This window comes from Hymenobacter guriensis, assembly GCF_015773195.1.
GTDB classification, from domain to species: Bacteria; Bacteroidota; Bacteroidia; order Cytophagales; family Hymenobacteraceae; genus Hymenobacter; species Hymenobacter guriensis.
The window spans coordinates 286878-311793 of record NZ_JADWYK010000002.1; the positions used below are offsets into that span (position 1 = coordinate 286878).

Annotated in this window: 23 protein-coding genes and 1 riboswitch; of the genes, 11 read left to right on the forward strand and 12 right to left on the reverse strand. The window is 60.4% G+C overall.

The window, feature by feature from the left end; genetic code table 11:
- Nucleotides 1–115 precede the first annotated feature (115 nt).
- On the forward strand, nucleotides 116–310 hold the full coding sequence (locus tag I5L79_RS04640) for a hypothetical protein (RefSeq protein ID WP_149070906.1): 195 nt from the start codon (nucleotides 116–118) through the stop codon (nucleotides 308–310).
- Here I5L79_RS04640 and queG read toward each other — a convergent pair.
- From queG to ruvB, 3 genes are all read right to left on the reverse strand, one after another.
- The gene (queG, locus tag I5L79_RS04645; RefSeq protein ID WP_196953863.1) at nucleotides 307–1272 is read right to left on the reverse strand and encodes a tRNA epoxyqueuosine(34) reductase QueG; all 966 of its coding nucleotides are present in this window, start codon (nucleotides 1270–1272) and stop codon (nucleotides 307–309) included. The genes I5L79_RS04640 and queG overlap by 4 nt on opposite strands.
- 142 nt (nucleotides 1273–1414) lie before the next feature.
- Entirely contained in the window at nucleotides 1415–1993 is a 579-nt protein-coding gene (locus tag I5L79_RS04650) for a hypothetical protein (RefSeq protein WP_196953864.1), read from the reverse strand.
- Between the two features lie 73 nt (nucleotides 1994–2066).
- Nucleotides 2067–3116 carry a Holliday junction branch migration DNA helicase RuvB gene (gene ruvB, locus I5L79_RS04655; protein WP_196953865.1) on the reverse strand — a complete coding sequence of 350 codons (1050 nt, stop codon included), beginning with the start codon at nucleotides 3114–3116 and terminating at the stop codon, nucleotides 2067–2069.
- A 182-nt stretch (nucleotides 3117–3298) separates the two neighbouring features.
- On the opposite strand from ruvB, the gene I5L79_RS04660 reads away from it, so the two are divergent.
- Complete coding sequence (locus tag I5L79_RS04660; protein WP_196953866.1) at nucleotides 3299–4264, forward strand: hypothetical protein; 966 nt, start codon at nucleotides 3299–3301, stop codon at nucleotides 4262–4264.
- A 41-nt stretch (nucleotides 4265–4305) separates the two neighbouring features.
- Here the strand turns inward: I5L79_RS04660 and I5L79_RS04665 are convergent, their stop codons facing one another.
- The gene (locus tag I5L79_RS04665) at nucleotides 4306–4650 is read right to left on the reverse strand and encodes an HIRAN domain-containing protein (protein WP_196953867.1); all 345 of its coding nucleotides are present in this window, start codon (nucleotides 4648–4650) and stop codon (nucleotides 4306–4308) included.
- A gap of 139 nt (nucleotides 4651–4789) precedes the next feature.
- Here I5L79_RS04665 and I5L79_RS04670 point away from each other — a divergent pair, with 139 nt between their 5' ends.
- Both I5L79_RS04670 and I5L79_RS04675 read left to right on the forward strand, forming a co-directional pair.
- Entirely contained in the window at nucleotides 4790–5251 is a 462-nt protein-coding gene (locus tag I5L79_RS04670) for a DUF4268 domain-containing protein (protein WP_196953868.1), read from the forward strand.
- 75 nt (nucleotides 5252–5326) lie between these two features.
- A complete protein-coding gene (locus tag I5L79_RS04675) occupies nucleotides 5327–5692 on the forward strand; it encodes a hypothetical protein (RefSeq protein WP_196953869.1) in 366 nt (121 codons plus the stop codon).
- Nucleotides 5693–5841: 149 nt separating this feature from the next.
- On the opposite strand, the gene I5L79_RS04680 is transcribed toward I5L79_RS04675, so the two are convergent.
- Nucleotides 5842–7074 (reverse strand): acyl-CoA dehydrogenase family protein, encoded by a 1233-nt coding sequence (locus I5L79_RS04680; RefSeq protein WP_231402778.1) that lies wholly within the window; start codon nucleotides 7072–7074, stop codon nucleotides 5842–5844.
- 196 nt (nucleotides 7075–7270) lie between these two features.
- On the opposite strand from I5L79_RS04680, the gene I5L79_RS04685 reads away from it, so the two are divergent.
- Nucleotides 7271–9010, forward strand: coding sequence for an APC family permease (locus I5L79_RS04685; RefSeq protein ID WP_196953870.1), 1740 nt, complete (start codon nucleotides 7271–7273; stop codon nucleotides 9008–9010).
- Nucleotides 9011–9176: 166 nt separating this feature from the next.
- Here I5L79_RS04685 and I5L79_RS04690 read toward each other — a convergent pair whose 3' ends face one another.
- Nucleotides 9177–11657 (reverse strand): TonB-dependent receptor, encoded by a 2481-nt coding sequence (locus tag I5L79_RS04690; protein ID WP_196953871.1) that lies wholly within the window; start codon nucleotides 11655–11657, stop codon nucleotides 9177–9179.
- Between the two features lie 61 nt (nucleotides 11658–11718).
- A riboswitch (TPP riboswitch) is annotated at nucleotides 11719–11827 on the reverse strand.
- Nucleotides 11828–12029: 202 nt separating this feature from the next.
- On the opposite strand from I5L79_RS04690, the gene I5L79_RS04695 reads away from it, so the two are divergent.
- Entirely contained in the window at nucleotides 12030–12275 is a 246-nt protein-coding gene (locus tag I5L79_RS04695; protein ID WP_196953872.1) for a hypothetical protein, read from the forward strand.
- 88 nt (nucleotides 12276–12363) lie between these two features.
- Here the strand turns inward: I5L79_RS04695 and I5L79_RS04700 are convergent, their stop codons facing one another.
- From I5L79_RS04700 to pnuC, 4 genes are read right to left on the reverse strand one after another with little or no spacing between them, the layout of a single operon-like run.
- Entirely contained in the window at nucleotides 12364–12780 is a 417-nt protein-coding gene (locus I5L79_RS04700; protein ID WP_196953873.1) for a GNAT family N-acetyltransferase, read from the reverse strand.
- A gap of 22 nt (nucleotides 12781–12802) precedes the next feature.
- Nucleotides 12803–13675: an aldose 1-epimerase family protein gene (locus I5L79_RS04705; protein WP_196953874.1), complete on the reverse strand. Its 873-nt coding sequence runs from the start codon at nucleotides 13673–13675 to the stop codon at nucleotides 12803–12805.
- A gap of 3 nt (nucleotides 13676–13678) precedes the next feature.
- A complete protein-coding gene (locus I5L79_RS04710) occupies nucleotides 13679–14221 on the reverse strand; it encodes an AAA family ATPase (protein ID WP_196953875.1) in 543 nt (180 codons plus the stop codon).
- Between the two features lie 53 nt (nucleotides 14222–14274).
- Nucleotides 14275–14895 carry a nicotinamide riboside transporter PnuC gene (gene pnuC / locus I5L79_RS04715; protein WP_196953876.1) on the reverse strand — a complete coding sequence of 207 codons (621 nt, stop codon included), beginning with the start codon at nucleotides 14893–14895 and terminating at the stop codon, nucleotides 14275–14277.
- A gap of 121 nt (nucleotides 14896–15016) precedes the next feature.
- Between pnuC and I5L79_RS04720 the strand changes: the two genes are divergently transcribed.
- Both I5L79_RS04720 and hrpB read left to right on the forward strand, forming a co-directional pair.
- Nucleotides 15017–15340, forward strand: a complete 324-nt coding sequence (locus tag I5L79_RS04720; protein WP_196953877.1) for a rhodanese-like domain-containing protein — start codon at nucleotides 15017–15019, stop codon at nucleotides 15338–15340.
- A gap of 99 nt (nucleotides 15341–15439) precedes the next feature.
- On the forward strand, nucleotides 15440–17968 hold the full coding sequence (gene hrpB / locus I5L79_RS04725) for an ATP-dependent helicase HrpB (protein ID WP_196953878.1): 2529 nt from the start codon (nucleotides 15440–15442) through the stop codon (nucleotides 17966–17968).
- 116 nt (nucleotides 17969–18084) lie between these two features.
- Here the strand turns inward: hrpB and I5L79_RS04730 are convergent, their stop codons facing one another.
- Nucleotides 18085–18924, reverse strand: coding sequence for an FRG domain-containing protein (locus I5L79_RS04730; RefSeq protein ID WP_196953879.1), 840 nt, complete (start codon nucleotides 18922–18924; stop codon nucleotides 18085–18087).
- 174 nt (nucleotides 18925–19098) lie between these two features.
- On the opposite strand from I5L79_RS04730, the gene I5L79_RS04735 reads away from it, so the two are divergent.
- A complete protein-coding gene (locus tag I5L79_RS04735) occupies nucleotides 19099–19707 on the forward strand; it encodes a hypothetical protein (RefSeq protein ID WP_196953880.1) in 609 nt (202 codons plus the stop codon).
- Between the two features lie 72 nt (nucleotides 19708–19779).
- Here I5L79_RS04735 and I5L79_RS04740 read toward each other — a convergent pair whose 3' ends face one another.
- A complete protein-coding gene (locus I5L79_RS04740) occupies nucleotides 19780–20625 on the reverse strand; it encodes an oxidoreductase (protein WP_196953881.1) in 846 nt (281 codons plus the stop codon).
- 519 nt (nucleotides 20626–21144) lie between these two features.
- Between I5L79_RS04740 and guaB the strand changes: the two genes are divergently transcribed.
- Together guaB and I5L79_RS04750 are read left to right on the forward strand one after the other, a co-directional pair.
- Nucleotides 21145–22617, forward strand: coding sequence for an IMP dehydrogenase (guaB, locus tag I5L79_RS04745; protein WP_196953882.1), 1473 nt, complete (start codon nucleotides 21145–21147; stop codon nucleotides 22615–22617).
- A 278-nt stretch (nucleotides 22618–22895) separates the two neighbouring features.
- Nucleotides 22896–24905, forward strand: coding sequence for a PP2C family protein-serine/threonine phosphatase (locus I5L79_RS04750; RefSeq protein WP_231402781.1), 2010 nt, complete (start codon nucleotides 22896–22898; stop codon nucleotides 24903–24905).
- Nucleotides 24906–24916: the final 11 nt, after the last annotated feature.

A 24916-nucleotide genomic window follows, 5' to 3' on the forward strand; every position in this document is an offset into this window, starting at 1 on the left:
AGTATATTTCCCTATCGGCGCTGCAAACAAGCCGACAGGTTAGCTTTTTTCGAAGGCCTGCGTATACCTCGCCGGTTCCCCTTTTTTCACTCCGCACTACTAATCCCCGAACACCATGCTGGAGTACGCCAAAACCATTCTGGTTAAAGTTAGCTTCGATAAAATTCTATTTGAAAAAGAGCTGCGCAAAGCCCTGCGCATGCTGGTTCCCGACGAGCTGCGGGAGCTGCGCGCCTGGTGCTACCAGCAGTTTGCCCGTGTATACCGCACCATCCTCAACCGCGTGTTTGGTCAGGCGGCCACCGCCTAACTTCCCTCTTCTTCGGGCCAGATAACCGGTGCGGCGTCTGTTACGAAACGGATGTTGCGCTGTAGCCCTGCGTACCCCGTGCGCTTCACCGCCGACTGCTTGAACAGCTCCGAGAATAGCTCGTGGGTTATTTCCTGCCAGTCGCCGCGCGTGAGGTCTTTGAGGGCGGGATGAGCGGTAAACTGCGGCTCCTGGTGCGGCCGCGCAAAGCGGTTCCAGGGGCACACGTCCTGGCAGATGTCGCAGCCGAAAACCCAGTTGCCGAACTGCCCGCTTACTTCCCGCGGAATCTGGTCTTTCAGCTCGATGGTGAAGTAGCTGATGCACTTGCTGCCATCCACCACGTAGGGCTCGGTAATGGCTTGGGTGGGACAAGCATCCACGCATTTGGTACAAGTGCCGCAGTAGTCCTTGATGGGGCCGTCGTAGTCCAGCGCTACGTCCACAATCAGCTCGGCAATGAAGTAAAACGAGCCTACACCGGGCGTAATCAGGTTGGAGTTTTTACCCACCCAACCCAGGCCGCTTTTTTTGGCCCAGGCCTTGTCCAGAACCGGCGCGGAGTCGACAAAACAGCGGCCGCCTACCTCCCCTATTTCCTCCTGCATATCCTGCAGCAGCGTCTTCAGCTTGTCTTTGATGACGAAGTGATAGTCGCGGCCGTAGGCGTATTTGCTGACTTTGAACGTATCGTCGGGCTGCTGCTCTTCTTTGGGCGGGTAGTAGTTAAGCAGCAGGGAAATGACCGATTTAGCACCGTCGACAAGCAGGCGCGGGTCGAGGCGCTTATCGAAGTGGTTGGCCATGTAGGCCATCTGGCCGTTCATATTGCGGTTGAGCCAAGACTCGAGGCGCGGAGCTTCTTCTTCCAGAAACCCAGCCTGGGAAATGCCGCAGTACATAAAGCCTAGCTCCGCCGCCCGGCGTTTGATGAAAGCAGTATAGTGGGCGGTTGGGAGCATCGTTGTTGAAGGGGCTAACTACAAAAGTATCGTATTGCGTTCCAACCTAATCCATACTAGCTAGAGCCGGGGCATACATTCAGATAATTCTTGCTAACCAATATGGCAGTGAGGAACCAAGGCTTAGATATATTTCAGCATTTTACAAGCTGGCAATATCACGCCCACTTACTCTAAGATCGAAAAGAATTTTTCGCGTAATGTCTATTTTGGCCTCCCAATAATAACCGCACCCTCCTATAATGAATCCTTGTGCATTTTTCTTCCATGCAGTGTCTGCCGGTTCTCGATAAAATACCTGATCTACGAAATCATTTATATTTCTTCTAGGCCAATAGCATATAGTCAGAATAATCTTATTCCCCCTTTTATCTGTATAACCAAAATACTGCCTTCTATACTTTTTGAGGTTATGGTAGATATTAGGCCCACAATCGTAAATAGTATGGGTACGCACGTATGCTTTTTTCAGATTCTGGGATAGTATTTGTTCAGCTTCTTCTATATCACCTATAACAGGGGTAAAGCCTCTTTGAAGACTATCATCAATAATAACAAGGTATTCCTTACTGAAGAAAACACCTTCTACTTTACCTTTTTTAAGGTATGTAACTGTATAATTATCAGCCTGCATTGTATAGGTTTTACGTAATTGATTACTACTTGAGCAGGCTACTAACATACTAATTACACTTGCTGTAAGAATATATTTGAGATGCATATAGCGTAAATGAAAAGCGGGAAACAGTATCGAAGATACTATTTCCCGCTTTGTTTCTTACCATTCCATATTCTTAACTGAACAGCTCCCCCGTAGTGCCGCTGTTGCCGCGCAGGTGCTGGGGCATGAGGCGGCCCAGGTGCTGGTAGGCGTGCTCGGTGGCTTCGCGGCCCCGACTGGTGCGCTTGATGTAGCCTTCCTGGATCAGGAACGGCTCGTACACTTCCTCAATGGTTTCGGCTTCCTCGCCGCAGGCCGTGGCAATAGTGCTCAGGCCCACCGGCCCACCCTTGAACTTGTCGATGATAGTACTCAGGATGCGCTTGTCCATATCGTCGAGGCCGCGGGCATCCACGTCGAGGGCCGAAAGGGCAAACTGGGCAATTTCCTGGGTGATGGTGCCGGTGCCTTTGATCTGGGCGAAGTCGCGGGTACGGCGCAGCAGGTTGTTGGCAATACGTGGGGTACCGCGCGAGCGGCGGGCAATTTCAAAGGCTGCATCCTCGTGAATGGGCGTGCCCAGGATTTCGGCCGAGCGGTTTACAATGCTGGTCAGCAGCGCGGCGTCGTAGTACTCCAGGCGGGCCGAGATGCCGAAGCGCGCCCGCAGCGGCGAGGTGAGCATACCGGAGCGCGTGGTGGCCCCAATGAGCGTGAACGGAGACAGGGAAATCTGCACGGAGCGGGCGTTGGGGCCCGAGTCGAGCATGATGTCGATGCGGTAATCCTCCATGGCCGAGTAGAGGTACTCCTCCACCACCGGGTTCAGGCGGTGTATTTCGTCGATGAACAGCACGTCGTGCGGCTCCAGGTTGGTGAGCAAGCCCGCCAGGTCGGAGGGCTTGTCGAGCACCGGGCCGGAGGTCATCTTGATGCCGGCCTGCAGCTCGTTGGCAATGATGTGCGAAAGGGTGGTTTTGCCCAGACCGGGCGGGCCGTGCAGCAGCACGTGGTCGAGGGCCTCGCCGCGCTGCCGGGCGGCGCCCACAAACACTTTCAGGTTTTCGACCACCTTATCCTGGCCCGCGAAATCGGAAAAGCTTAGGGGCCGCAGGGCCTTGTCGATGTCTTTGTCGGTGGCGTCCATATGCGTGTTGCCGCCGGTGAGGTATTGTTCGCGCATGTGCAAAAGAAGCGGAAAGTTGAGTAGCAAGGTAACACCGACGCGGCAGGTTTCGTCCCCGGAGCACGCAATTTTATTAGCAAAATAACTGAAAGACCATCCGGTATACTAATAAATTTAGCACATGATAACGTTAGGCATTCTGGTTTGGCTATGTACCTTGCGGGCCCCAACTGCCTACTATGTCCTCTGCCTCTGCTTCCTGGCTTGATGCCCTGCCGGCCGATTTCTACGATCAGCTGGCTCACTGCCTGAGTTTGCACGGCATGGCCTGCGCCGAGCTGCTGAGTTATCCAACCGCCCAGCCGCTCGCCGTCCTCACGCACCTGAACCTGGCGCAGGTGCAGGGCCTGAATGGCATCCAGACGCACGCAGCCCTGCTGCAAACCCTACGCGCGGAGCCGCTGGCGCTGTATCATCTGCTGCTGCTGGGGCGCCTCACGCTCGATACCTCGTTGGCCGAGCCGGTACTGGCCTATGTGCAGCAGCAGATGCATATTTCGCCGGAGCAGCTGGAGCAGCTGCGCACCTACTGCCTGGAACTGAGCGGAGCCTTCCTCGCTACCCTGGAAGAGCACGTGCCCGCCCCGGAAGGAGCGGCTTCCCTAGGGCTGCACCGGTTGGGCGTGGAAGAGGCTTTCGAGTTGCTGCTGCGGGCCCAGCCCACGCCGCCCGTGCCGGCGGCCAACCTGCGCCTGGCCGAGCCGCAGCTGCAGATGCTCCGGCTGGCCCTGCTGCTGGTGCATAGCCTGCCCGAAGCCGCCGACCACCCCTTTCTGCGGGCCGTGGGCCGGCTGCCCCAGCTGCACCGCACCGCCCTAGAGCCCCTGATTGAGCGCCTGGGCCGCATTCACGCCCAGGAGCAGCTGCAGCTTACTATGCCCGAGCTGGTGCAGCTCTACCAGGGCATGCAGGTGTGCGGGATGGTGTTCGTGTCGGACGTGATGAGCCGGATTGGACTGGAAGACGTGTTTCCGGTGCTGCCGGCCGAGGAAAGCGCGGCCAGCGAAACGGCCCCGGCCAGCAACCGTCAGGCCGTGGGCGAGATGGTGAGCGGCTTCACGCGCTGGGTGCAGCACACCTTCCCCGACGACCCCGCCATTCAGCAGGCCCGCGGGGAAGTACTGGCCTTAGCCGATTTTCTCTAGTATCGGGAGCCCGTGCATGGTCCGTTATAAAAGCACTGCTCTTACCGCGCCGGCAACAGCACTTCTATTTCCAGGTGCAGCCAGTCGTCTTCCCAGGCTTTGTGGGTAAGGCGGGCCGTGAGCGGAAAGCCGGCGTCGAGCAGCCGGGCCACGGTTTCGTTGCGGCCCTCGGGCAGGTAGCCCAGCCAGAAGGCATCCGGGCCGGTGGTGAGTACGCGCACGGCCCAGTCGTCGAAGGTGCTGTCGGCCTCACGCTCCACCGCCAGGGCCTGCCCGGGCTGCAGCTTGGGCTCAAACTCGCGCAGGCCCGCGCGGTGGGTGGTGCCGGCCACGAGGCATTCAAGCAAAACCAACTCCAGGCCGGTGGGGGAAACAGCAATAGCCATAGGGCGACAAGATGTGGATGAAGCCGTAAGTATAACACCAACACCCTCAGTGCGCCAGGGCTGCCTGCCGGAATATATAGTATTTCAGGCCCGGCGTGGTCGGATGCACCACTTACAGGCCCTAATTTCGCCATACACGATGTACAGCAAAACCGAAGTAGCGCAGCTGCGCCAAGCCTTCTGGACCACGTTTGGTCAGTATATGCAGCCCGTACCCGGCGCCGAGGGCGAGCGGGTGAACTGGGTCAACTACAAAACCGGCCTTAAGCACGTCTACTTCCGCCTGCACGCCGACGCCCGCCACGCCACCATCAGCATCGAACTTACGCACCCCGATGCCGGCCTGCGGGAGCTGTTTTTCGAGCAGTTCCGGGAGGTGCGGCCGCTGCTGGAAGAAGCCACCGGCGAAGCCTGGCGCTGGGAGCCTGAAGCCGTGAACGAAAGCGGCCAGCCCGTAGCCCGCATCTACCAGGAGTTGCGCCCCGCCAACCTGTTCAGCCGCGACGACTGGCCCCAGCTGATTTCCTTTTTCAAGCCCCGCATCATGGCCCTGGATGCCTTCTGGAGCACGGGACAGTACGCGTTTGACGAGCTGCGGTAGAGCATATACCACTCGCGGAGCGGTATAAATTCTCCAGGTTGTTCCTTCTTACTTCTCTTCTTCTATTTCGCTTGTATGAAAAAAGCACTTTCTTTCATGGCCTTAGCGCTGGTATCGATTGGCACGTGGGCGTTTTACCCAAAATCGGCCGCTGATGAGGCAACAGGCTACATGCTACTAACGCTCCGAAATGGAGCCGGCCGCCCCATGTTGGTACTGACACCCCCTACCGGCGAGCCCGAAGAAATTACCCTCAGCAAGCAGGACAAAAGCGCCTACCGCTACGAAAGTCAGTTGGTGAAAAAGCTCAACGAGCTGCGGGCTCAAGGTTGGGTGGTGGTCCAGATGCAATCCTCAGACGCCCTCATGCCGGGTACCACCTACCCAGCTGTAAGCACGGATATCGTGTCTACCAAGACGTTTTTGCTGGAAAAGCGCTAATAACCTTCTAAGCGCTTGATTAATTTACTCAGACAGCTAAGTTCCGAAACTTCTCTCACCGTCGGGCCTGGCGCTTTCTGACTTTGACAATAGCAAAAACGGCCGTTCTCTTTCCAGAACGGCCGTTTGCTGATAGTACGTATGGCAGCTTACTTAAACGCCTGGATACCCGTAATATCGGCGCCGGTGATGAGCAGGTGGATGTCGTGGGTGCCTTCGTAGGTGATGACGGACTCCAGGTTCATCATGTGGCGCATGATGGGGTACTCACCCGTGATGCCCATGCCGCCGTGAATCTGGCGGGCTTCACGGGCTACGTGCAGGGCCATATCCACGGAGTTGCGCTTGGCCATTGAAATCTGGGCGGAAGTGGCTTTACCGGCATTCTTGAGCATGCCCAGACGCCACACCATCAGCTGGGCCTTGGTGATTTCGGTAATCATTTCGGCCAGTTTCTTCTGCTGAAGCTGGAAGGAAGCAATGGGCTTGCCGAACTGCTCCCGCTCCAGCGAGTACTTCAGCGCCGACTCGTAGCAGTCGATAGCCACACCGATGGCGCCCCAGGCAATGCCGTAGCGGGCCGAATCGAGACAGCCGAGCGGGCCCTTGAGGCCGTCGATGTTGGGGAGCAGGTTTTCCTTGGGCACCTTCACGTTGTCGAACACCAGCTCGCCGGTGATGCTGGCGCGCAGGCTCCACTTGTTGTGGATTTCAGGAGCGGTGAAGCCTTCCATACCCTTCTCCACGATGACGCCGCGGATGCGGCCGACTTCGTCCTTGGCCCACACCACGGCCACCTGGCTTTCGGGCGAGTTGCTGATCCACAGCTTGGCACCGTTCAGCAGGTAGTAGTCGCCCATGTCCTTGATGGTGGTGACCATACCGCCGGGGTTCGAGCCGTGGTCAGGCTCGGTGAGGCCGAAGCAGCCCAGCCACTCGCCTGAAGCCAGCTTGGGCAGGTACTTGCGGCGCTGCTCCTCGGAGCCATACTGGTAGATGGGAAACATCACCAAAGACCCCTGCACCGAGGCAGTGGAGCGCATGCCGGAGTCGCCGCGCTCAATTTCCTGCATAATCAGGCCGTAGCTGATGTAGTCGAGCCCGCCGCCGCCGTACTCGGTGGGGATGGTGGGGCCGAACGCACCCACGTCGCCGAACTTGCGCACGATTTCGGAAGGGAAGTGCGCCTGCTGGGCCCACTTCTCGATGTTGGGCGAAATTTCCTTTTTGACGAAGTCGCGGATGCTCTGGCGGATGAGCTTGTGCTCCTCCGTGAGCAGGTCGTCGATGTCGTAGTAATCGGTGAAGCCGGCGGCATTCAGGGAGCCTTTGTTGCGCTGGACCTGGGCCTTGGGCGAAAGAACGTCGGTTTCTGAAGACATAGTAGTGGGTGGGTGGGAATCAGCTCCAAAGATAGAAGTTTCGGGCACGCAACCGTGTTTCGGCGGAGCTGATTGCCCGGCAGGTCCACCGGGGCTTTCGCATTTTCGGGCTGGCACAGAGCATTTGTTTGGGCTTGAATACCGTTTCCATCGTAGTGCGTATATTCTCCTCCTTTCCCGTCTTCTCCACCCCCTCATGAGTCACGAAAAAAAGCTGAACGAGCTGGAAGCCACTGCCATCTGCGGCAACGACATTTCCTCGTCCTGCCTCTACGTTTCGGCCCTGGCCATTGCCTACGCCGGGCAGTATGCCTGGATTGCGCTGCTGCTGGTGGGGGCAGTGCTGTTTCTGTTTCGCAAAATCTACGGCGAAGTGGTGGGCGCGCTGCCCCTCAATGGCGGCGCCTACAACGTGCTGCTGAACACCACCAGCAAGCGGAACGCGGCACTGGCGGCCTGCCTCACCATTCTGTCGTACATGGCCACGGCGGTTATTTCGGCCTCCGAGGCCATGCACTACCTGCACACGCTCTGGCACGGGCTGCCCATCATTGGGGCCACACTGGGGCTGCTGGGGCTATTTCTGGTGCTTACCATCCTGGGTATTTCGGAGTCGGCGAAGGTAGCGGTAGGCATTTTTCTGGTACACCTGGCTTCCCTCACCATTCTGGTCGCCTGTGCTATCTGGTACCTGGCTACTCAAGGGCTCGACAATCTAACGCTCAACTTTCAGCTGCCGGTGAAAGGCGGCAGCATTGTGGGGGCGCTGTTTTTCGGCTTCAGCGCGGCCATGCTGGGCATTTCGGGGTTTGAGAGTTCGGCCAACTTTGTGGAGGAACAGGCCCGGGGCGTGTTTCAGAAAACGCTGCGCAACATGTGGGTGGTGGTGAGCTTCTTCAACCCCGTAATTGCCTTTCTGGCCATAGCCGTGCTGCCCATGGTGGAGGTGGGCGAGCATACCGAAACCCTGCTTTCGCACCTGGGCAATACCACCGGGGGCCGCTGGCTGGGCACGCTGATTTCCATCGACGCCGTGGCGGTACTCAGTGGGGCCGTGCTTACCTCGTTTGTGGGCGTGAGCGGGCTGATGAAGCGCATGACCCTGGACCGGATTCTGCCACAGTTTTTTCTGAAAGAGAACAAAGCCGGCAGCAACTACCTCATTCTTATCATCTTTTTCGTGCTCTGCGTGTCGGTGCTGCTGATTACCAACGGGCAGCTGGGGCCACTGTCGGGCGTGTACACCATATCGTTTTTGTCGGTTATGGCCTTCTTCGCGCTGGGCAACTTCCTGCTCAAAAGCAAGCGGCCCAAGCTGCCCCGCCCGGTGTACGCGGGCATCTTCACGGTGACGCTGGCGCTGCTGGGCATTCTGGTGGCTTTGTACGGCAACATCAAAATTCACCCCGACTACCTGATTGTCTTTCTGCAGTACTTCCTGCCGGCCATGCTGGTGGTATACGTGATGCTGAACCGCACCGCCATTCTTAACCTAGTGCTGGCGGCGGCCAACTCGTTTGCCACGCACTCGCCACGCGTTTCGCGCCTGAGCCGCCTGAAGGTGCTGCACATGCTACGGGAGCTGCACAAGCAGGAATTCGTGTTTTTCACGAAAGGCGACAACGTGTCGAACCTCAATAAAGTCATGGCCTACGTGGTGGAAAACGAGTTTACCACCCGGCTCAAAATCGTGACGTTGCTCAAGCCCGGCGAGCTTTATCCACAGGACCTGCTCACCGACATTCGGGTGCTGGACCGCGCCTACGACCAGATTGAGGTGGATTTCGTGACGCTGGAAGGCAAGTTCGGTCCAGAGCTTATTGACCAGCTTTCGAAGGAATGGGGCATCCCGAAAAACTTCATGTTCATTGGCTCGCCCGGCAACCAGTTTCCCTACCACATTTCCGAGCTGGGCGGCGTGCGGCTGATTATCTGAACCACCGCAGGAACCACGGATTCGCGCGGATTTTTCGGATTTCACAGATTTTGTGGACAATTAAAAAGGGGTTGCCAGAAGGCAACCCCTTTTATGTTCTGGTCCAAGCGGAATTTCGCCATCCACAAAATCTGTGAAATCCGAAAAATCCGCGCGAATCCGTGGTTCAGAATTTCACCCCTACGGAAGCCAGGAAGTTGCGCGTGGCCTGGGGGTAATAGAAGTTGAAGGTAAGCTGCTGACCTTCGGCGTTGGGGTAGCCGTAGGTGTAGCCGTTGGCCACGTACTCGCGGTTCAGGAGGTTATTTACCAGCAAGCCCAGCTCCAGCTCCCGCATGAAGGTCGGCCGTAGGGTGTAGCGCAGGCGCAGGTCCAGCACCTGGTAGGCGGCAATGGCTTTGTTGGCGCTGGCGGTGTTGTCGAGGAACTGGCGGCTCACGGTTTTGTAGAGCAGCGCGGCCCGCAGGTTTTTCACGGGCACTACCTCCAGCGTGTGCGCCGATACCACGGCCGGCGAGTAGGAAATAATGGTATTGCGGCCTACCTCAGCCACTACCGGGTTGTAGTCCTTATCATACGTCACAGCGCGGTAATCCTGAATGCGGTTGCGGCTGAGGGTGAGCGTGCTGTTTAGGTTCAGCCAGGCCAGCGGCTGGTAAGTCCCCGTCAGCTCCACGCCGGTGCGGTAGCTGCGCGGGGCATTGGTGCGCAGAGCCGTACCTACGTCGTTGAGTTGGCCGGTATTCACTAGTTGGTTGCGGTAGCGCATATAAAAGCCGTTAACCTCGGCGCGCAGGATTCGTCCATTCACGCTGCGGTTTAGGCGGTAGCCGCCCTCTATATCGTGTAGTTCTTCGGTCTGGGGGCCGGCGTCGCCCAGGGGGCGGTCCGTAAAGTCGGAGCGCACTGGCTCCCGGTGGGCCACGGCGTAACTGGCGTAGAGCGTTTGCAGGTCCGTCAGCTGCCAGGTAAGGCCCGCTTTGGGGTTGAAGAAGGTGTACTCAGCTTTGGCGGAAACGGGCACCTGCTTGTCTTCGATGCCGCCAAGGTGGTAGCCGATGCGGCGCACCTGCACGTCGGCGTAGAAGCTCAGGCGGTCCAGGGCCTGCCAGGTGGCGCGGGCATAAGCGTTGTAGTCAGTTTTGGTGGCGTCGTTGAAGTAGGACCGGTGACCGATGCTGCCGCTGGAAGCGTAGCGCGCCCAGATAACCTCACCGTAGTGGTCGTTGAGGAAGCGGTTCCAGCCCCCGCCCAGTGTAGCCTGCACCTTGCCGGCGGCGGGCTGGTAGTTGAGCGCGAAGATGCCCCCATAGAAATAGTTATCCAGCCACTTCTGGTCTACCAGGTCGGTGCGCTTGATGGTTTCCGTGCCCACCACCACGTCGGGCAGGTTGTAGTCGGCCAGCTTGCGGTTGAGGCGCAGGCTCTCGTAGTACCCGAAGCCGCGGGTGAGGTGCAGGGCGGCGGCCACGCTCCAGTCGGGGCTCAGGACCTGGGTGAGGTGGAGCTGGTAGTGGTTTTGCTGGTAGTTATCGGTCTGGTTGTCGTAGGTGTAGTAGGCGTAGCGACGGCCTTCACGCAGGGCGCGGGCAGCGTCTTCGGGCGTCAGCTCGTAGTTATCCACGTACTGCTGCAGGCCGGCGGCGTTGCGCGTCAGGGCTGGTTCGGGCACCCCGTTCCAGGCCTGGTAGGTTTTCTCGCGCCCCGAGAAAGTAATGAACTTCAGCAAGGTGTTCTTGCCCTGGTAGCCAGCCGCCAGGTAATAGGATTTCAGATCGGAAGCCCCGCGCAACATGTAGCCATCCGAGGAAATGCGCGACAGGCGGCCATCCACGGTAAAGCCCGGTCCCAGCCGCCCGGTGCCAAACTGCACGGTGTTTTTCCAGGTGTTGTAGGAGCCGAAGGAGTTCTGGCTTTCGGCGTAGGCCTGCTGCCGGCTTTCCAGCGTACTCAGGTTAAGGCTGGCCCCAAAGGCCGCGCTGCCGTTCTGGCTGGTGCCCACTCCGCGCTGCACCTGCACCGACGATGCCGACGAAGCCAGATCCGGCAGATTCACGAAGAAGGCCCCGTGGCTTTCCGCGTCGTTCAGCGGCACCCCGTTCACCGTCACGTTGATGCCCTCGATGCCCGTGCCCCGCACCCGGATGCCAGTGTAGCCCACGCCGTTGCCCGCATCGGAATTCACCACTACGGAGGGCGTCTGATCCAGCAAATAGGGAATATCCTGCCCGAAGTTGCGCTTCTCCAGATCTTCCTTGCTCAGGTTGGTGTAGGCCGTGGCCGTGCGTTCATTGGCGCGGGAGGCAGTTACCAAGGCCTCGCCGGTGAGCTGCACCTCACCTTCTAGTACGAAATGCAACTTTTGTAGAGCGGGTTGCCCAGAAATACTGGCTTCCAGCGGTTTGTGTCCAATAGATGTAATGCGCAACTGGTGGCTACCAGCTGGTACAGCAGGTACATTAAATTGTCCGAAGTCGTCCGTTTGGCCGATGGCTACACCATCTAAGTAAACAGTAGCCCCCGGCAAGGACGTTGCTTCTGCACTCATGGGTATAAACGAACTAACCGAGCCAGACACAGGCCCTTGGGCCCATGCCGCGCAAGGCAGCGCCAGCAGCGCCGCCCCGGAAACCAGAAAATTTTTCAAGAAATGGGTAAAAGAAAAAGTGGAACGGACCCGGTGCCAGGGGTCGGCACCTATAGGTTTTTCGTTCGCGGATCGTTTGTTCCCTTCGCCGGCATTACCCGGGCAGGTTCAATGGGTATGATCTCAGCCTCTAACGCCACTCCCGACGCGGGGCACCCCTAAACAGTTTGTGGCGCAAAGCTAGGGCCTGCAAGCTGCCGGTACAAGCAAGCCCGAATTTGCGTTGATTTTCCTGCCCAAATCCGGTAACTTAAACCCAGGGTGAATTCGTACACACGTTGCTAGCCCGAAGGCATAACGCCGCTTGCAGCCAACCCGTTAGCCAGTTATCCGTTTCGCCCCCGCACGCGGTGTTTCCTACGCTTTTTTGCCATGATTAGCCTCGTCTACACGCTTCTGGTGCTGGCTATTTTAGCTTACTTCCTCCTGATGCCGCGCCACCGCTACCCGCACCCACCATCCTCCGACAGCGACGACGAGGGCGGTGAGCCCCTGGACGACGGCCTGCCCGACCTAGATCTGCCCCCCGGCATCACGCGCCCCATCAACGACTGGGAGCCCGACTATAACCGCCGCCCCCGCGTGCCCGTTCGCCCGCCGGAGCCGGTGCTGCTGTGAGCTTCGCCGCTTACGTCTACTGATAAACAGGCCGCGCCGCCCCGATGCTTACGGGGCGGCGCGGCCTGTTTTTGCCTGACTTAGCTGCCTACAAGTCCTTACCCATGCGCAGGTAGGGCATGGTACCGCGGTACGTGATACCACTTTCTGGCTCCAGGCCAAAAGCGCGGTAGAAGGCCCGGTTTTCGGCGCGGGCGTCGCACCAGATACGCTGGGCACCCTGCTCGCGGGCCACGTTCAGCACGTGGCGCAGCAGCTTCGAGCCGATGCCCTTGCGCTGCTGGTCGGGGCGGGTGGCAAACTTGCGGAAACGGGCCGTGTTGCCCTCCGTGAACAGGGAAATAACCGAAACCAGGTGACTGCCATCGAAGGCACCAAAATGCTGGCCCTCGTGGTCGTTGAGCAGGCGCACGTAGCTGGGTGACTCCTGGGGCCAGAGAACCTGGTGCCGCAGTGCATAGGTGTCGGCGGCGGTGATAGGGCGAATGTGTACTTCAGCGGACATGTGGGGTAGCCCTCACTCGGGGCTATTCAATGGTGATACTATAAGAGGTAGCGTGTTCCTGGCCGGGCCCGAGAATCCGGATGCCTTCTTTGTCGATGAGCGCGCCCGAATCGGTTACGGAGCTGGCCACGCCCTGCCAGGGCTCAATGCACACAAACGGCGCACCGGGTGCTTTCGTCCAAAGGCCCAGGTACGGAAACCCGTCGAAGCGCACGCGCACGGCCCGGCCGCTACGGCGGCTGCGCAGGGTGAGGTGGTTGAAGTGCACGTCTTTCAGCACCAGCGCATCGTTCTCAAACAACGCATAGGAAAGCGGCAGTTGCGTTTCCTGGTCGAGCACCAACTCCGTTTCGCCCGTGAGCAGTCCGTTCTGCAGCAGGTAACGGTGCAGGGTCACGGGCTCATCAAACTCAAAGGCATAGTCCTCAAAAGTCTCGCCGGGCAGCAGCGGGCAGCGGAACGCCGGGTGCGCCCCAATGCTGAAGGGCAACTCTTCGGCGCCGGAGTTTTCTACCTCCCAGCCCACGGTAAGCATCGGCCCGGCCAGCCGGTAGCTGATGCGCAGGCGAAAGGCAAAGGGAAATGCGGCACGGGTCTGCTCATTGTCTCGTAGCTCGAGCACCAGCTCGGCGGGCGTGTGGCGCACCAACACAAATGGCTGGTCACGAGCAAAACCGTGCTGCGGCAACGAATACGTGCGGCCAGCGTGCTGATATTGGTCCTGCGGCAGGCGGCCCACTATCGGAAACAGCACCGGCGCGTGCCGGGCCCACACGGCGGGGTCGGCCGGCCAGATGTATTCCAGGTTGTCGAGGTCTTTGCGCAGAAAGCTGCTCAGCTCCGCGCCCAGCGGCTGCACGGTAGCCCGGGCCAGCTCATTTTCCAGTACGTACATAAGTCAGGAAATACGGCCGGCGGGTCCATACGTTGCGGCCAGCAGCTCATCTACCAGAAAGCAGGCCTGCTCGAAGCGCCTCACCGGCTCCCCGTTGATATCGGCAAAGGGAGAGGGGCCATCTTCCAGCTCGCTGCGGTACAGGTCGTGGAAATGCTGACGCAGGTTGGGATGCTCCCGCAACGGGTCGGGGTACCAGGGCAGGTCTACGTCCAGCAACAGCACCAGGTCGTAGCGGCGGCGCTCCATTTCCCGCAAAATCCACTCGGGGCAGTAGCCAAAGGCATGCTCACTCCAGATCTTGATTACCAGCAGGTCGGTGTCGCAGAAGACCACGCGGTGAGCCCGGGCCGCGGCGGCGTCTTCGGCGGCCATCTGCCCCCGCGCAATGGCTTCCAGGTCGTCGAGGGTGTAGTGCGCGCCCTGGCGCTCCAGGTATTCGCGGGCAAACTCCGGCGCCCACACCGTACCGTAGTGGTCGGCCAGCTGCTGGCTAAGCGTGGTTTTGCCCGTCGATTCGGGGCCGGTAAGCGAAATACGCAGCATTCTTTTATGAATGAATAATCAAGATTGAGAAATGAAGAATTCAGGTAGACGGCTTATAACTTCATGGGTAATTCCTCCTTCTTCATTGATTTTCGCCACTGCCAGTAGCCGTACGAAGCCAGCACGAGGTACAGAGCGTACAGGGCGCTGGTGGGGTACAGCTCCTTATACCACAGGATGGGCACGTAGATAATATCGACTACAATCCAGAGCCACCAGTTTTCCAGGCGCTTGCGCATCAGCAGGTACTGCGCAGCCAGGCTGGTGGCGGTAGTAAAACTGTCCCAATGCGGCAGGGCAGCATCGGTGTGGCGCTGCAGGTAGTAACCAAAGCCCAGCGTGAAAGCGGCCACAAACAGCCCGCAGACCAGCCACTCTATCGGCCGCGTGCGCGTCACGACCAGCGGCGTCTTGCTTCGGCCGCCGTAGAGCCACTCGTACCAGCCGTACACGCTCAGCCCGATAAACAGGGTTTGCAGCAGCGAATCGGAATACAGCTGGGCGCGGTAGTACACCACCACGTAGAGGGCGCAGCTGAAAATGGCAATGGGAAAGTTCCAGAGCGACTCGCGGGCCGCCAGCCACACGCAGGCAAACCCTGTGAGCACAGCCGCCCATTCCAGGGGGCTCTGGCCCACGGCGGCAGTCAGGAACTCGAAGAAGGAAGACGGCACAGCAGACTGATTAAACACGGAAACCCAACCGGCTACCGCCAACGGCCGGTCAAAGCTAACGAGCAATGCGGTATTTTTGCGGAGGGCACTCCTGTTTTTTATCCTGTTCCGGCCCGTTTCCATGCTTCCCGAACTCTCTCCTGCCGACCTGCACGCCCGCCTGCAGCGCGGCGACGCCCTCCAGCTCATCGACGTGCGCCAGCCCGACGAGTACGCCTACTGCCGCATCGAGGGCAGCCGCCTGATTCCGCTGGGCGAGCTGCCCGGCCGCGCCCAAGAAATCGACCCGGAGGTGCCCGCCGTGCTCATCTGCCACCACGGTGTGCGCTCCATGCAGGCCCTGGCCTACCTGCAGCACCGCCACGAGCTGACGAATCTGCTGAACCTGCGCGGCGGCATCCACGCCTGGAGCACGCAGGTCGATTCGTCGGTGGCTATTTATTAAGGCCCATTGTTTTTAGCCCGCAGAAGACGCTGAAGGATGCGCAGAGGCCGCGGTGCTGTTCAACGGATGCTGCGAGATAATACGTACTGAACCAAGCCCATGCGCCTCCCTGACCTCCCTATTCAAGAAGCCCTGCCGGAGCTGCTGGCCACGCTGCAAACCCACTGCACGGCCGTGCTGCAGGCCCCACCGGGTGCCGGCAAAACCACCATCGTACCACTGGCGCTGCTGGCGGCTGATTGGCGGCAGGACGGGCGCATCATCGTGCTGGAGCCGCGCCGGCTAGCCGCCCGCGCCGCCGCTACCCGCATGGCTCAGCTGCTGGACGAGCCAGTAGGCCACACCGTGGGCTACCGGATGCGTCTGGAAAGCAAGGTTTCCAAGCACACGCGCATTGAGGTCGTTACGGAAGTTCTGCTGACGCGCCAGCTGCAGGACGACCCTTCGCTGGAAGGCGTAGCCGCGGTGCTCTTCGATGAGTTCCACGAACGTAGTCTGCAGGCCGACCTGGGCCTGGCGCTGGCCCTGGACGCGCAAAGCGTGCTGCGGCCCGACCTGCGCATTCTGGTGATGTCGGCCACGCTGGACGCCGACCGGCTGGGCGCCTGGCTGAGGGCACCGGTGGTGCGCAGCCAGGGCCGCATGTTTCCCGTCGAAACCCACTACCTGAGTCCGCAGCGGGCCGCCACGGTTTCGCGCCGCCCCCACGAAAAGCTGCAGGACCTCGCCCCCGCCATCATCCGCGAGGCCCTGGCTCAGCACCCCACCGGCGACGTGTTGGTGTTTCTGCCCGGCCTGGCCGACCAGCGCCGCGTGGCCGAAAAGCTAACGACTTTGCCCGCTTCGGTCGATGTGCACACCCTGCACGGCGAGCTGCCGGCCGAGCAGCAGGACGCCGCCCTGCGCCCCGCCCCGGCCGGCCGCCGCAAAGTGGTGCTGGCCACCAGCATTGCCGAAACCAGCCTCACTATTGAGGGCGTCACGATGGTAGTGGATGGGGGCTATGCCCGCGTGCCCCGGTTCGAGCTACGCTCCGGCCTCACCACGCTGGGTACCGAGCCCGTCAGCCAAGCCGCCGCCGACCAGCGCCGGGGCCGCGCCGGCCGCCTTGGCCCCGGCACCTGCTACCGCCTCTGGACGGAGGCCGAGTTCCGGGAACTGCCCCACCATCTGGCCCCCGAAATCCTCACCGCCGACCTCAGCTCCCTGGCCCTGGAGCTGGCCCTCTGGGGCACTCGCGACGCGTCTACCCTGCGCTGGCTCGATACTCCGCCCGCCCCTGCCCTGGCCCAGGCCCGCGACCTGCTGGTGCGCCTGCAGGCCCTCACGCCCGAAGTATTGCCCACCGCCCACGGCCGGGCACTGGCCGGGCTAGGGCTGGCCCCGCGGTTGGCCCACCTAGTGGTGCGGGGGCAGGAAATCGGGCACGGCGCCACGGCCTGCGCCCTGGCCGCTCTGCTCACGGAGCGCGACATTCTGCGCCCCGCCGACGGGTCGTTCGGGCCGCCCGATTTGCGGTTGCGCCTCGAAGCCCTGCACACCGGCCGGGCCCCTTTGCCGGGGCTGCTGCCCGACGCCGGGGCCGTGCGCCGGGTGCGCGAAGCCGCCGCGGTGTTGCGTACCCGGGTGCAGGCCAAGGGGACTATCGAGCCCGATGCGGCCGGCCTGCTGGCAGCCCTAGCTTACCCCGACCGGCTGGCTCAGCGCGAAACCCCGGAGCGCGTGCGCCTCGTGACGGGGCAGCGGGCTACGCTGCCAGCCGAATTCTTTGGACAGCAGGACGTGTTTTTTGCCGTGGCCGCGCTGGAAGGCCTGGCCGCGCAGCCCCGTGCCGGGCTGGCTGCGCCCCTTTCCCGCGCTGAGCTCGAAGAGTATTTCACCCAGCAAATCGAAACCCGGGACGAAGTGCGCTGGGATGAGACCCTCGGCCGTGTCACGGCCCGCCGCCTGCGCCGCCTGGGGGCCTTGGTGCTGTCGGATGCCCATCTGCCCAACCCCGACCCAGACGCCATTTCGGCTGCTTTACTGGAGGCGCTGCAAGCCGGCGGCACCGCCCGCCTGCCCTGGCCGGAAACGGCGGTGCGTTTGCGGGAACGACTAGGGTTTCTGCATCAGCTGCAGCCCGAAAGCTGGCCCGACGTGTCGGATGCGGCCCTGCTGGCGGAGCTGGAAGAGTGGCTGGGCCCGCACCTGACCGGTGTAAAGTCATTGGCGGAGCTAAGCCGCGTGGACTTTGCGGAAGCCCTGCTCAGCCGGTTGCCGGGCGGCTGGAGCCAACGCCAGGAGCTGGACCGTCTGGCTCCCGCTCACCTCGAAGTGCCCACCGGCTCCCGCATCCGCCTCGACTACTCCGACCCGAACGCGCCGGTGCTGGCCGTGCGGCTGCAGGAAATATTCGGGCTGCTGGATACACCCAGCGTGGGTGGCGGCCGGGTGCCGCTCACCCTGCACCTGCTTTCCCCCGGCTACCGCCCCGCCCAGGTCACGCGCGACCTGCGCAGCTTCTGGACCAGCAGCTACTTTGATGTGCGCAAGGAGCTGCGCGGGCGCTACCCCAAGCACTACTGGCCCGAAAACCCGCTGGAAGCCCAGGCCATCCGGGGCACCAAAAAGCAGAACGGGCTGTAAGGCAGCCGCGTCTGATGCCGGAAGCTTAAGCGGCAACAGGGAATCACCCGCTATGCCCTTATTACCTTCTTTTGCAGCCGAAGTATAAGGCGGGGACGATCTGCTTTCTACCAGCTCTAGCCCGATAAAGAGTCGATGTCGGGAGGGTTCTGGCTCTGCTTGGACGTGGGGGTGTAGTGGCGGTGCAGCCAGCGGCTGAGGCCGCCCAGCCCGGGGAACAGCACCCGCTCCGTAATGCCGGCCTGATCGAGCTTGTCGCGCACTTCCCACTTCAGCCGGGCCGGGATAAGAATGCGGAAAAACAGCTCGGGGTGCTGCTCCAGCCACTCATGCAGCGTGGCCTGGGCCGAGTTCATCAACGAAAACAACGCATACTGGTGCACAATGCGGGCGTCGAGCGACGGGGGCTCCAGAAACAGCAGAAACGGCTCCTGCTGCAGCATTTCCAGGTCGCGCAGGTTGGTGCAGAGGGGTTCCAGCAGCTCGGGCGTAAACACGTTGGAGCCTTCGGTGCGCAGGGCCGCGCGCAGACCGGCAGGCAGAAACTCAGCCGCTTTCACATAGTCGATGGCCCAGATGACCCCATCCTGGTCGTAGGCCTCAAGGTCATCGGTGGCGAAGTGCAGGGCCACGTAGGGCGAGTACGTCCAGTCGAGCATGCGGGTGGGCAGGCCGTGGTGCTGGGCCAGGGCCAGCCAGTTCCACACGGAAGTGCCGGGCTGGCTGAAGTCGCGGGCGTACTTGCGGAAGTTGCGCAGCAAGTGGTTTTCCAGCTGCCCGTACTCGCCGCCCAGCCGTTGCAGGCTGGTGGTGAGGGCCCATTCCTTGGAGCGCAGCCCCCGGTATACAAACGGGGAGCGGTAGCGGCCGATGCGCCCGTCCCAGGTGTCGCGGAACAGGGCCTGCTGCAGATCAGCCCAGGAAGTTACTACGAGGTCGTTGAGGGTGGGAAGCACGGAGAAGAAGTTAGGGCCGGCAAGATACGTGCAGAAGTATAGCGGCTCCGACGCTAGTTGGTTATTGTGGAGCCGCCGGTTTGCAAAGCCGGGCAAACACAGTGCAGTGGAATAGTTGTCTTACTTTGTTGCTGTTCCCGCTCCTAATTTTAAATCTATTTTGCCCCACATCTTATGCATAAACTATCTTTCAAATTGCCGATGATTGATGACAAGCTATTAAGCTTTGAAATACTTACTGGCCATAGGTGGACGAGCAGCATTGAAAGTGCAACGCCTTGCGAAGTACTAGAAGATGCAGATGGAGAGAACCTGACCCTTTACTTATCAGATGAGGGCATATGTTACGGGCAGCTTAACTCGTTCAACTCGTTTGATTTTGACGAGTCAGAACCAGACTGGGACGAAGGCTTTGACCAAAAGAGACAGTTGTCGCCTGTAACAAGATATGGGTATGCTTTTCACTCCGTTGACGATGCACATAATTTCTGGGAACACATTCGGAATACGTGGCATGATCAATCCACAGCTTATGGTTTTGTCCGCTTAAACCCATCAGAGCAAAAGCAATTGCTCCAAGGCAAATCAGCCGCGAAAATCACTGAGCAATACAACATAGAAGGCTGGGAAAGCTTGCAACTGACTGATGGCCGAGTATTGCTTAAAAATTCGCACCGGACAGATAAAGCGCACGCCAGCCTTTTCAATACGTTGGCTGATTATCTAATAGACAAAAAGGCCAACGACGATTTTCTCGATTTTATAAATCGGCAAAAGGATTAGAACAACCTTACAAACACGCAAAAAGCCCCGCAGCACGCGGCTACGGGGCTGTTCCTGGAGTTGCAAACGAGGCTACTCCCCCGCTGGGTAATCGGCGGAGTCGCCGAGGTCGGCCACGCTGGCCAGCTCCTGCACCAGGGCGGTGAACTTGTCGCGGGCACCTTTCACGGCGGCTTTGCCCAGGGGCAGATGCAGGGGCGGATTTTCCTGGTGCACCACCTCAAACATGATGCGGGCGGCGCGCTGCGGGTCGCCGGGCTGGCGGCCGCTGTAGCCTTGGATGCCTTTCAGGTTTTCGCCCACGGTAGCGCGGTAGTCCTCAATGGCCGTATCCACGTAGGTGGCCGAGGAGCCGGCCCACTCCGTGCGGAAGCCGCTGGGCTCGATGTTGGTGACTTTGATGCCGAGCGGGGCTACCTGCTGGGCCAGGCTTTCCCCAATGGCTTCCAGGGCAAACTTGCTGGCGTTGTAGACGCCCACGCCGGGAAACGTTTTGAGGCCACCAATGCTGGTGATGTTGAGCACATGCCCGCTGCGCCGCTCGCGCAGGTGAGGCAGCACGGCCCGCAGCACCCGCAGCGGCCCGAACACGTTCACGTCGAACTGGCGCTGCACCTCTGCCTCACCGATTTCCTCGATGCTGCCCAGGGAGCCGTAGCCGGCGTTGTTGACGACCACATCAAGGTGGCCGAAAAACTGGATAGCGTCCTGCACGGCCTGCTGCACCTGCTGCTCATTCACCACATCGCACACGAAGCCACGGGCGCGGGTGTTGTCTTTCTGGGAGAATTCCTCAGCCTGGGCCGGCTGGCGGAAGGTAGCGGCCACGGAGTCGCCCTGGCTGAGGCAGTATTCGGCCAGCTCTTTGCCGAAACCGGTGCTGACGCCGGTAATAAACCAGGTTTTAGGAGTTGCCATATCGAAAGGGTACGGTGAAGTCGAAAAGGGGAAAAAGAGAAGAAGCCGCCCGTTTCCGGGGCGACTGAGTTCTTTAACCGCCAAACCGCCCCGGCGGTTTTCCGGCAGGAGGCGCCAAGGCTGCTCAGCCGTTGCCCGGCAACTACTTCATAAATACCCCCGCCCGAACGCAAAACACTCCCGCCCAGATACGAAACACTTCCGCCCGAACGCAAAACACCTCCGCCCGAACACAAAATACCTCCGTCTAAACACGAAACCCCTCCGCTCTAACATAAAACACCTGTGCCCGGATGCGTAACACCTGCGTCCAGAAGCGCAACACCTCCGCCCAAGTCGAAAACACTTCCGCCCGAATCCAAAACACGCTTGATGCCAGGCGTAACCCCGTAGCAAACGGCCGGCGCAGGCACCGCTTAGGCCCGGCTGCCGGTATTTCGCCACCGTTTGATAACACGGAAGCCGATTATTCGCCGTAGCTTTGCCCGGCAATAAGTAGCACCTAACCTTCTTGTTGCCATGGCTGATTACGCTGCCAAAATTGCCTTCGAGGCGCTTACCTACGACGACGTCCTGCTGCTGCCCGGTTACTCGGAAACGCTGCCCCGCGACGCCGACCCCAGCTCCCGGCTCACCCGCAACATCCAGCTCAAGCTTCCGTTCGTGTCGGCGGCCATGGACACCGTGACGGAAGCCGACATGGCCATTGCCATGGCCCAGGAAGGCGGCATCGGCATCATCCATAAGAACATGAGCATCAAGGCCCAGGCCGAGCTGGTGCGCCGCGTGAAACGCTCCGAGAGCGGCATGATTCTCGACCCCTTCACGCTGGAAGAAACCGCCACCCTGGCCGACGCCAAGAAGCTGATGCGCCACCACAACATCGGCGGCATCCCCATTGTAGACGAACAGCGGCACCTGAAGGGCATCCTCACCAACCGTGACCTGCGCTTCGAGAAGGACATGGCCCGCTCCGTCACCTCGGTAATGACGCCCCTGCCCCTGGTAACGGCCAAAGCCGGCACCGAGCTGGCCGACGCCGAAGACATCCTGCAGGACTCGAAAGTGGAGAAGCTGCCTGTCATTGATGCGGATGGCCGCCTCGTGGGCCTCATTACCTATAAGGATATCCGTAAGCGCCGCCGCACGCCCAACGCCTGCAAAGACGAGCTGGGCCGCCTGCGGGTGGGCGCCGCCGTAGGCGTTACGGCTGACCTGATGGACCGCATTGCCGCCCTGGTAGAAGCCGGTGTAGACGTGGTGAGCGTAGACACCGCCCACGGTCACAGCAAAGGCGTGCTCGACGCAGTGCGCGCCATCAAGCAGCAGTTTCCCAAGCTCGAAGTCATTGCCGGCAACGTGGCCACTGCCGAAGGGGCCCGGGCCCTGGCCGACGCCGGCGCCGACGCCGTGAAGGTGGGCGTGGGCCCGGGTTCCATCTGCACCACCCGCATCATCGCCGGCATTGGGGTGCCCCAGCTCTCGGCCGTGCTCGAAGCAGCCCGCGGCCTCGAAGGCACCGGCGTCCCGCTCATTGCCGACGGCGGCATCAAGTACTCCGGCGACGTGGTGAAGGCCCTGGCCGCCGGCGCCGGCACCATCATGATTGGCTCCTTACTGGCCGGCACCGAGGAAGCGCCCGGCGAAGTGACCTTGTTTGAGGGCCGCAAGTACAAAAGCTACCGGGGCATGGGCTCGGTGGAAGCCATGGAAGAAGGCTCCAAGGACCGCTACTTCCAGGATGCCGAAGACGACGTGAAGAAGCTGGTGCCCGAGGGCATTGTGGGCCGCGTGCCCTACAAGGGCATGGCCAGTGAGGTACTCTACCAGCTGGCCGGTGGCCTGCGGGCGGGTATGGGCTACTGCGGGGCTGCTACCATTGAAGCGCTGCAAACCGCCCGCTTCGTGCGCATCACCGGGGCCGGCCTGCGCGAGTCGCACCCCCACGATGTGCAGATTACCCGGGAAGCCCCTAATTATAGCAGCCGATAAAAATTAGTTGGCTCAGTTTCTGAGGACTGCCCGCGGAGGCGGCTCGTACAGCGGGCTGCCTCCGTATTTTTTTATAAATCCGGGAACCTCTCCGACCGGAATACAATTTGCTAGCGGCTGCGGCATAAACCCGGCTACTGTTTTATCTTGCTCCCTCATTGCCCGCCGCTCGTTCCCGCGGGCATGGCTTCTTCACCGTTTTCATGCAGCAATTTTTACGCAGAGTCAAACAGATAGCCTTGCCCATTGCCATCAGCAGCTGGCTGTTGCTTCTGTTTATGATGCTGATGCGTACTGGCGGCATCCCTCTGCAGCTCTCCATCCCCAACTGGGCGCTGCTGCTGACCCAGGGCGTGTTTGCCGCCGCGGTATTTATGCACCGCCGCTACCAGCCCGACCCGTTGCGCGGTACCGATTTCGTCGGGCTGCTACGGCGGCTGTTGCTGGGCCCCGGCCTGCTGGCTACCATCTGCGTGGGCCTGCACCTGGTGCAGCGCCTCACGGCGGCCCAGCCTTCCAACCCGGTTTTCTTCACGATTGTCTATGGCCTGAACCTGGGTTTGTTCATCGTGTTTCTGGCGTACACCTGCTACACCTGGCGGGCACTGGTGCTGTTTCGGGCGCCGCAGCTGGTGCATAAGCAGTGGCTGTGGTTTGAGCTGATTCTGGGCGCCACCCTCTTGCTGCGCCTGCTCTATATCGATATCCCAGCTATGCTGGCCGGTATCATTCTGGGCGGTGTTGCGGCGTTTGGCGTGTACCTGAGCACGCACCAGCGCTGGGTGGCTTATCTCAACCGCCGCCAGAAGTTCGTGGTGATTATGCTGCAGCTGGCGCTGCTGCTTTCCCTGGGCATTTTCTGCGTGTATTTCCTGCGCATTCAGTTCGACCCGCTGCTGGTAGCGCCGGAGCCCCAGCACGCATTCCTGATGCTTACGGTATTCTTCGCCGCGTTTTATGCGCTCATGGGCATGCTCGTCACGCTGTTCAACCTGCCCACGGCGGGCGTGTTTGAGCAGAAGCGCGAGGAAATGCTGAACATGCAGCGCCTCACCCAGGAAATCCAGCGCGGCCAGACGGAAGCCGAAATCTATCAGACCCTGCTGGACGCTGCCGTGCAAACCCTCGATGCCGATGCCGCCTGGTTGCGCATAGACGGCTCGCCTGGTTACCTGGGCCAGCTGCACAATATTGAAGCTGAGCAGGCCGAATCCGTGCGCGCGCTGCTGGACTCGTACAGCATCACCGAAATCGACTACCTCAACAATGACCTGGGCGGCAGCACCGGCTTCCAGCAGCTGAATCTGCCGTTCAACTCCCTGCTCATGATGCCGCTTCGCTCGCAGAAGCACCTGTATGGGGCCTTGTTTCTGTTCCGGGAGCCACGTCAGGGCTTCGAGCGCGAAAACCTGAGCGTACTGCAAACCTTCGTTAGCCAGACGATGCTCAGCGTGGAAAACCTCCAGCTCACGCAGGCTGCCATCCAGAACGAACGGTACAAGGAGGAGCTGAAGCTAGCCAGCTCGGTGCAGGACAGCCTTATTCCGAAGACCCTGCCGACCGACAACTGGTTTGAAATCAGCTCCCACGCCCAGGCGGCCCGGGAAGTAGGCGGCGACTTCTACGACTTTCTGCACCTGCCGGGCCGCCGCCTAGCCATTCTCATCGGCGACGTATCAGGCAAGGGCGTGACAGCAGCCTTCCACATGGCCCAGATGAAAGGCATTTTCCACGCTTTGATGCAGGAAAACCCGCTGGCCAAGGACGATAAGGACCGGTTCCCGCTGCCCAGCAAGTTTATGGCTATGGCCAACCGGGCGCTGGTTCACTGCCTCGAAGCCTCCTCATTTATCACCGCCTCGCTCTACATCGTCGACTATGAGAACGGGGGCTTTGTGTTTGCGCGGGCCGGCCACTGCCATACGCTCTATTATCACTCTCTGAAGGAAGAAGTGTCGTACTTCCGCTCTACCGGCCTGGGCCTGGGCATCATTCGGACCGACGGCTACGAGAAACACATCAAAAACCAGTTCTACGACTACAACCCCGGCGACGTGATGGTGATTTACACCGACGGCATCGTGGAAGCCCGCGACGGGAACAAGGAAGAGTACGGGGAGGAGCGCCTGCTGGCCATGCTGGAAAAAACGTATTACCTGGAAGCCGACCAGATCAAGCAGGCTATTCTCGACGACCTCAACGAGTTCAGCTACGGCCAGCCTATCCACGACGACCAGACCCTGCTGGTTATTAAGTTCAAAACGTCCCAACCCACTAGTCCAGCTTAACGTAAGCAAGC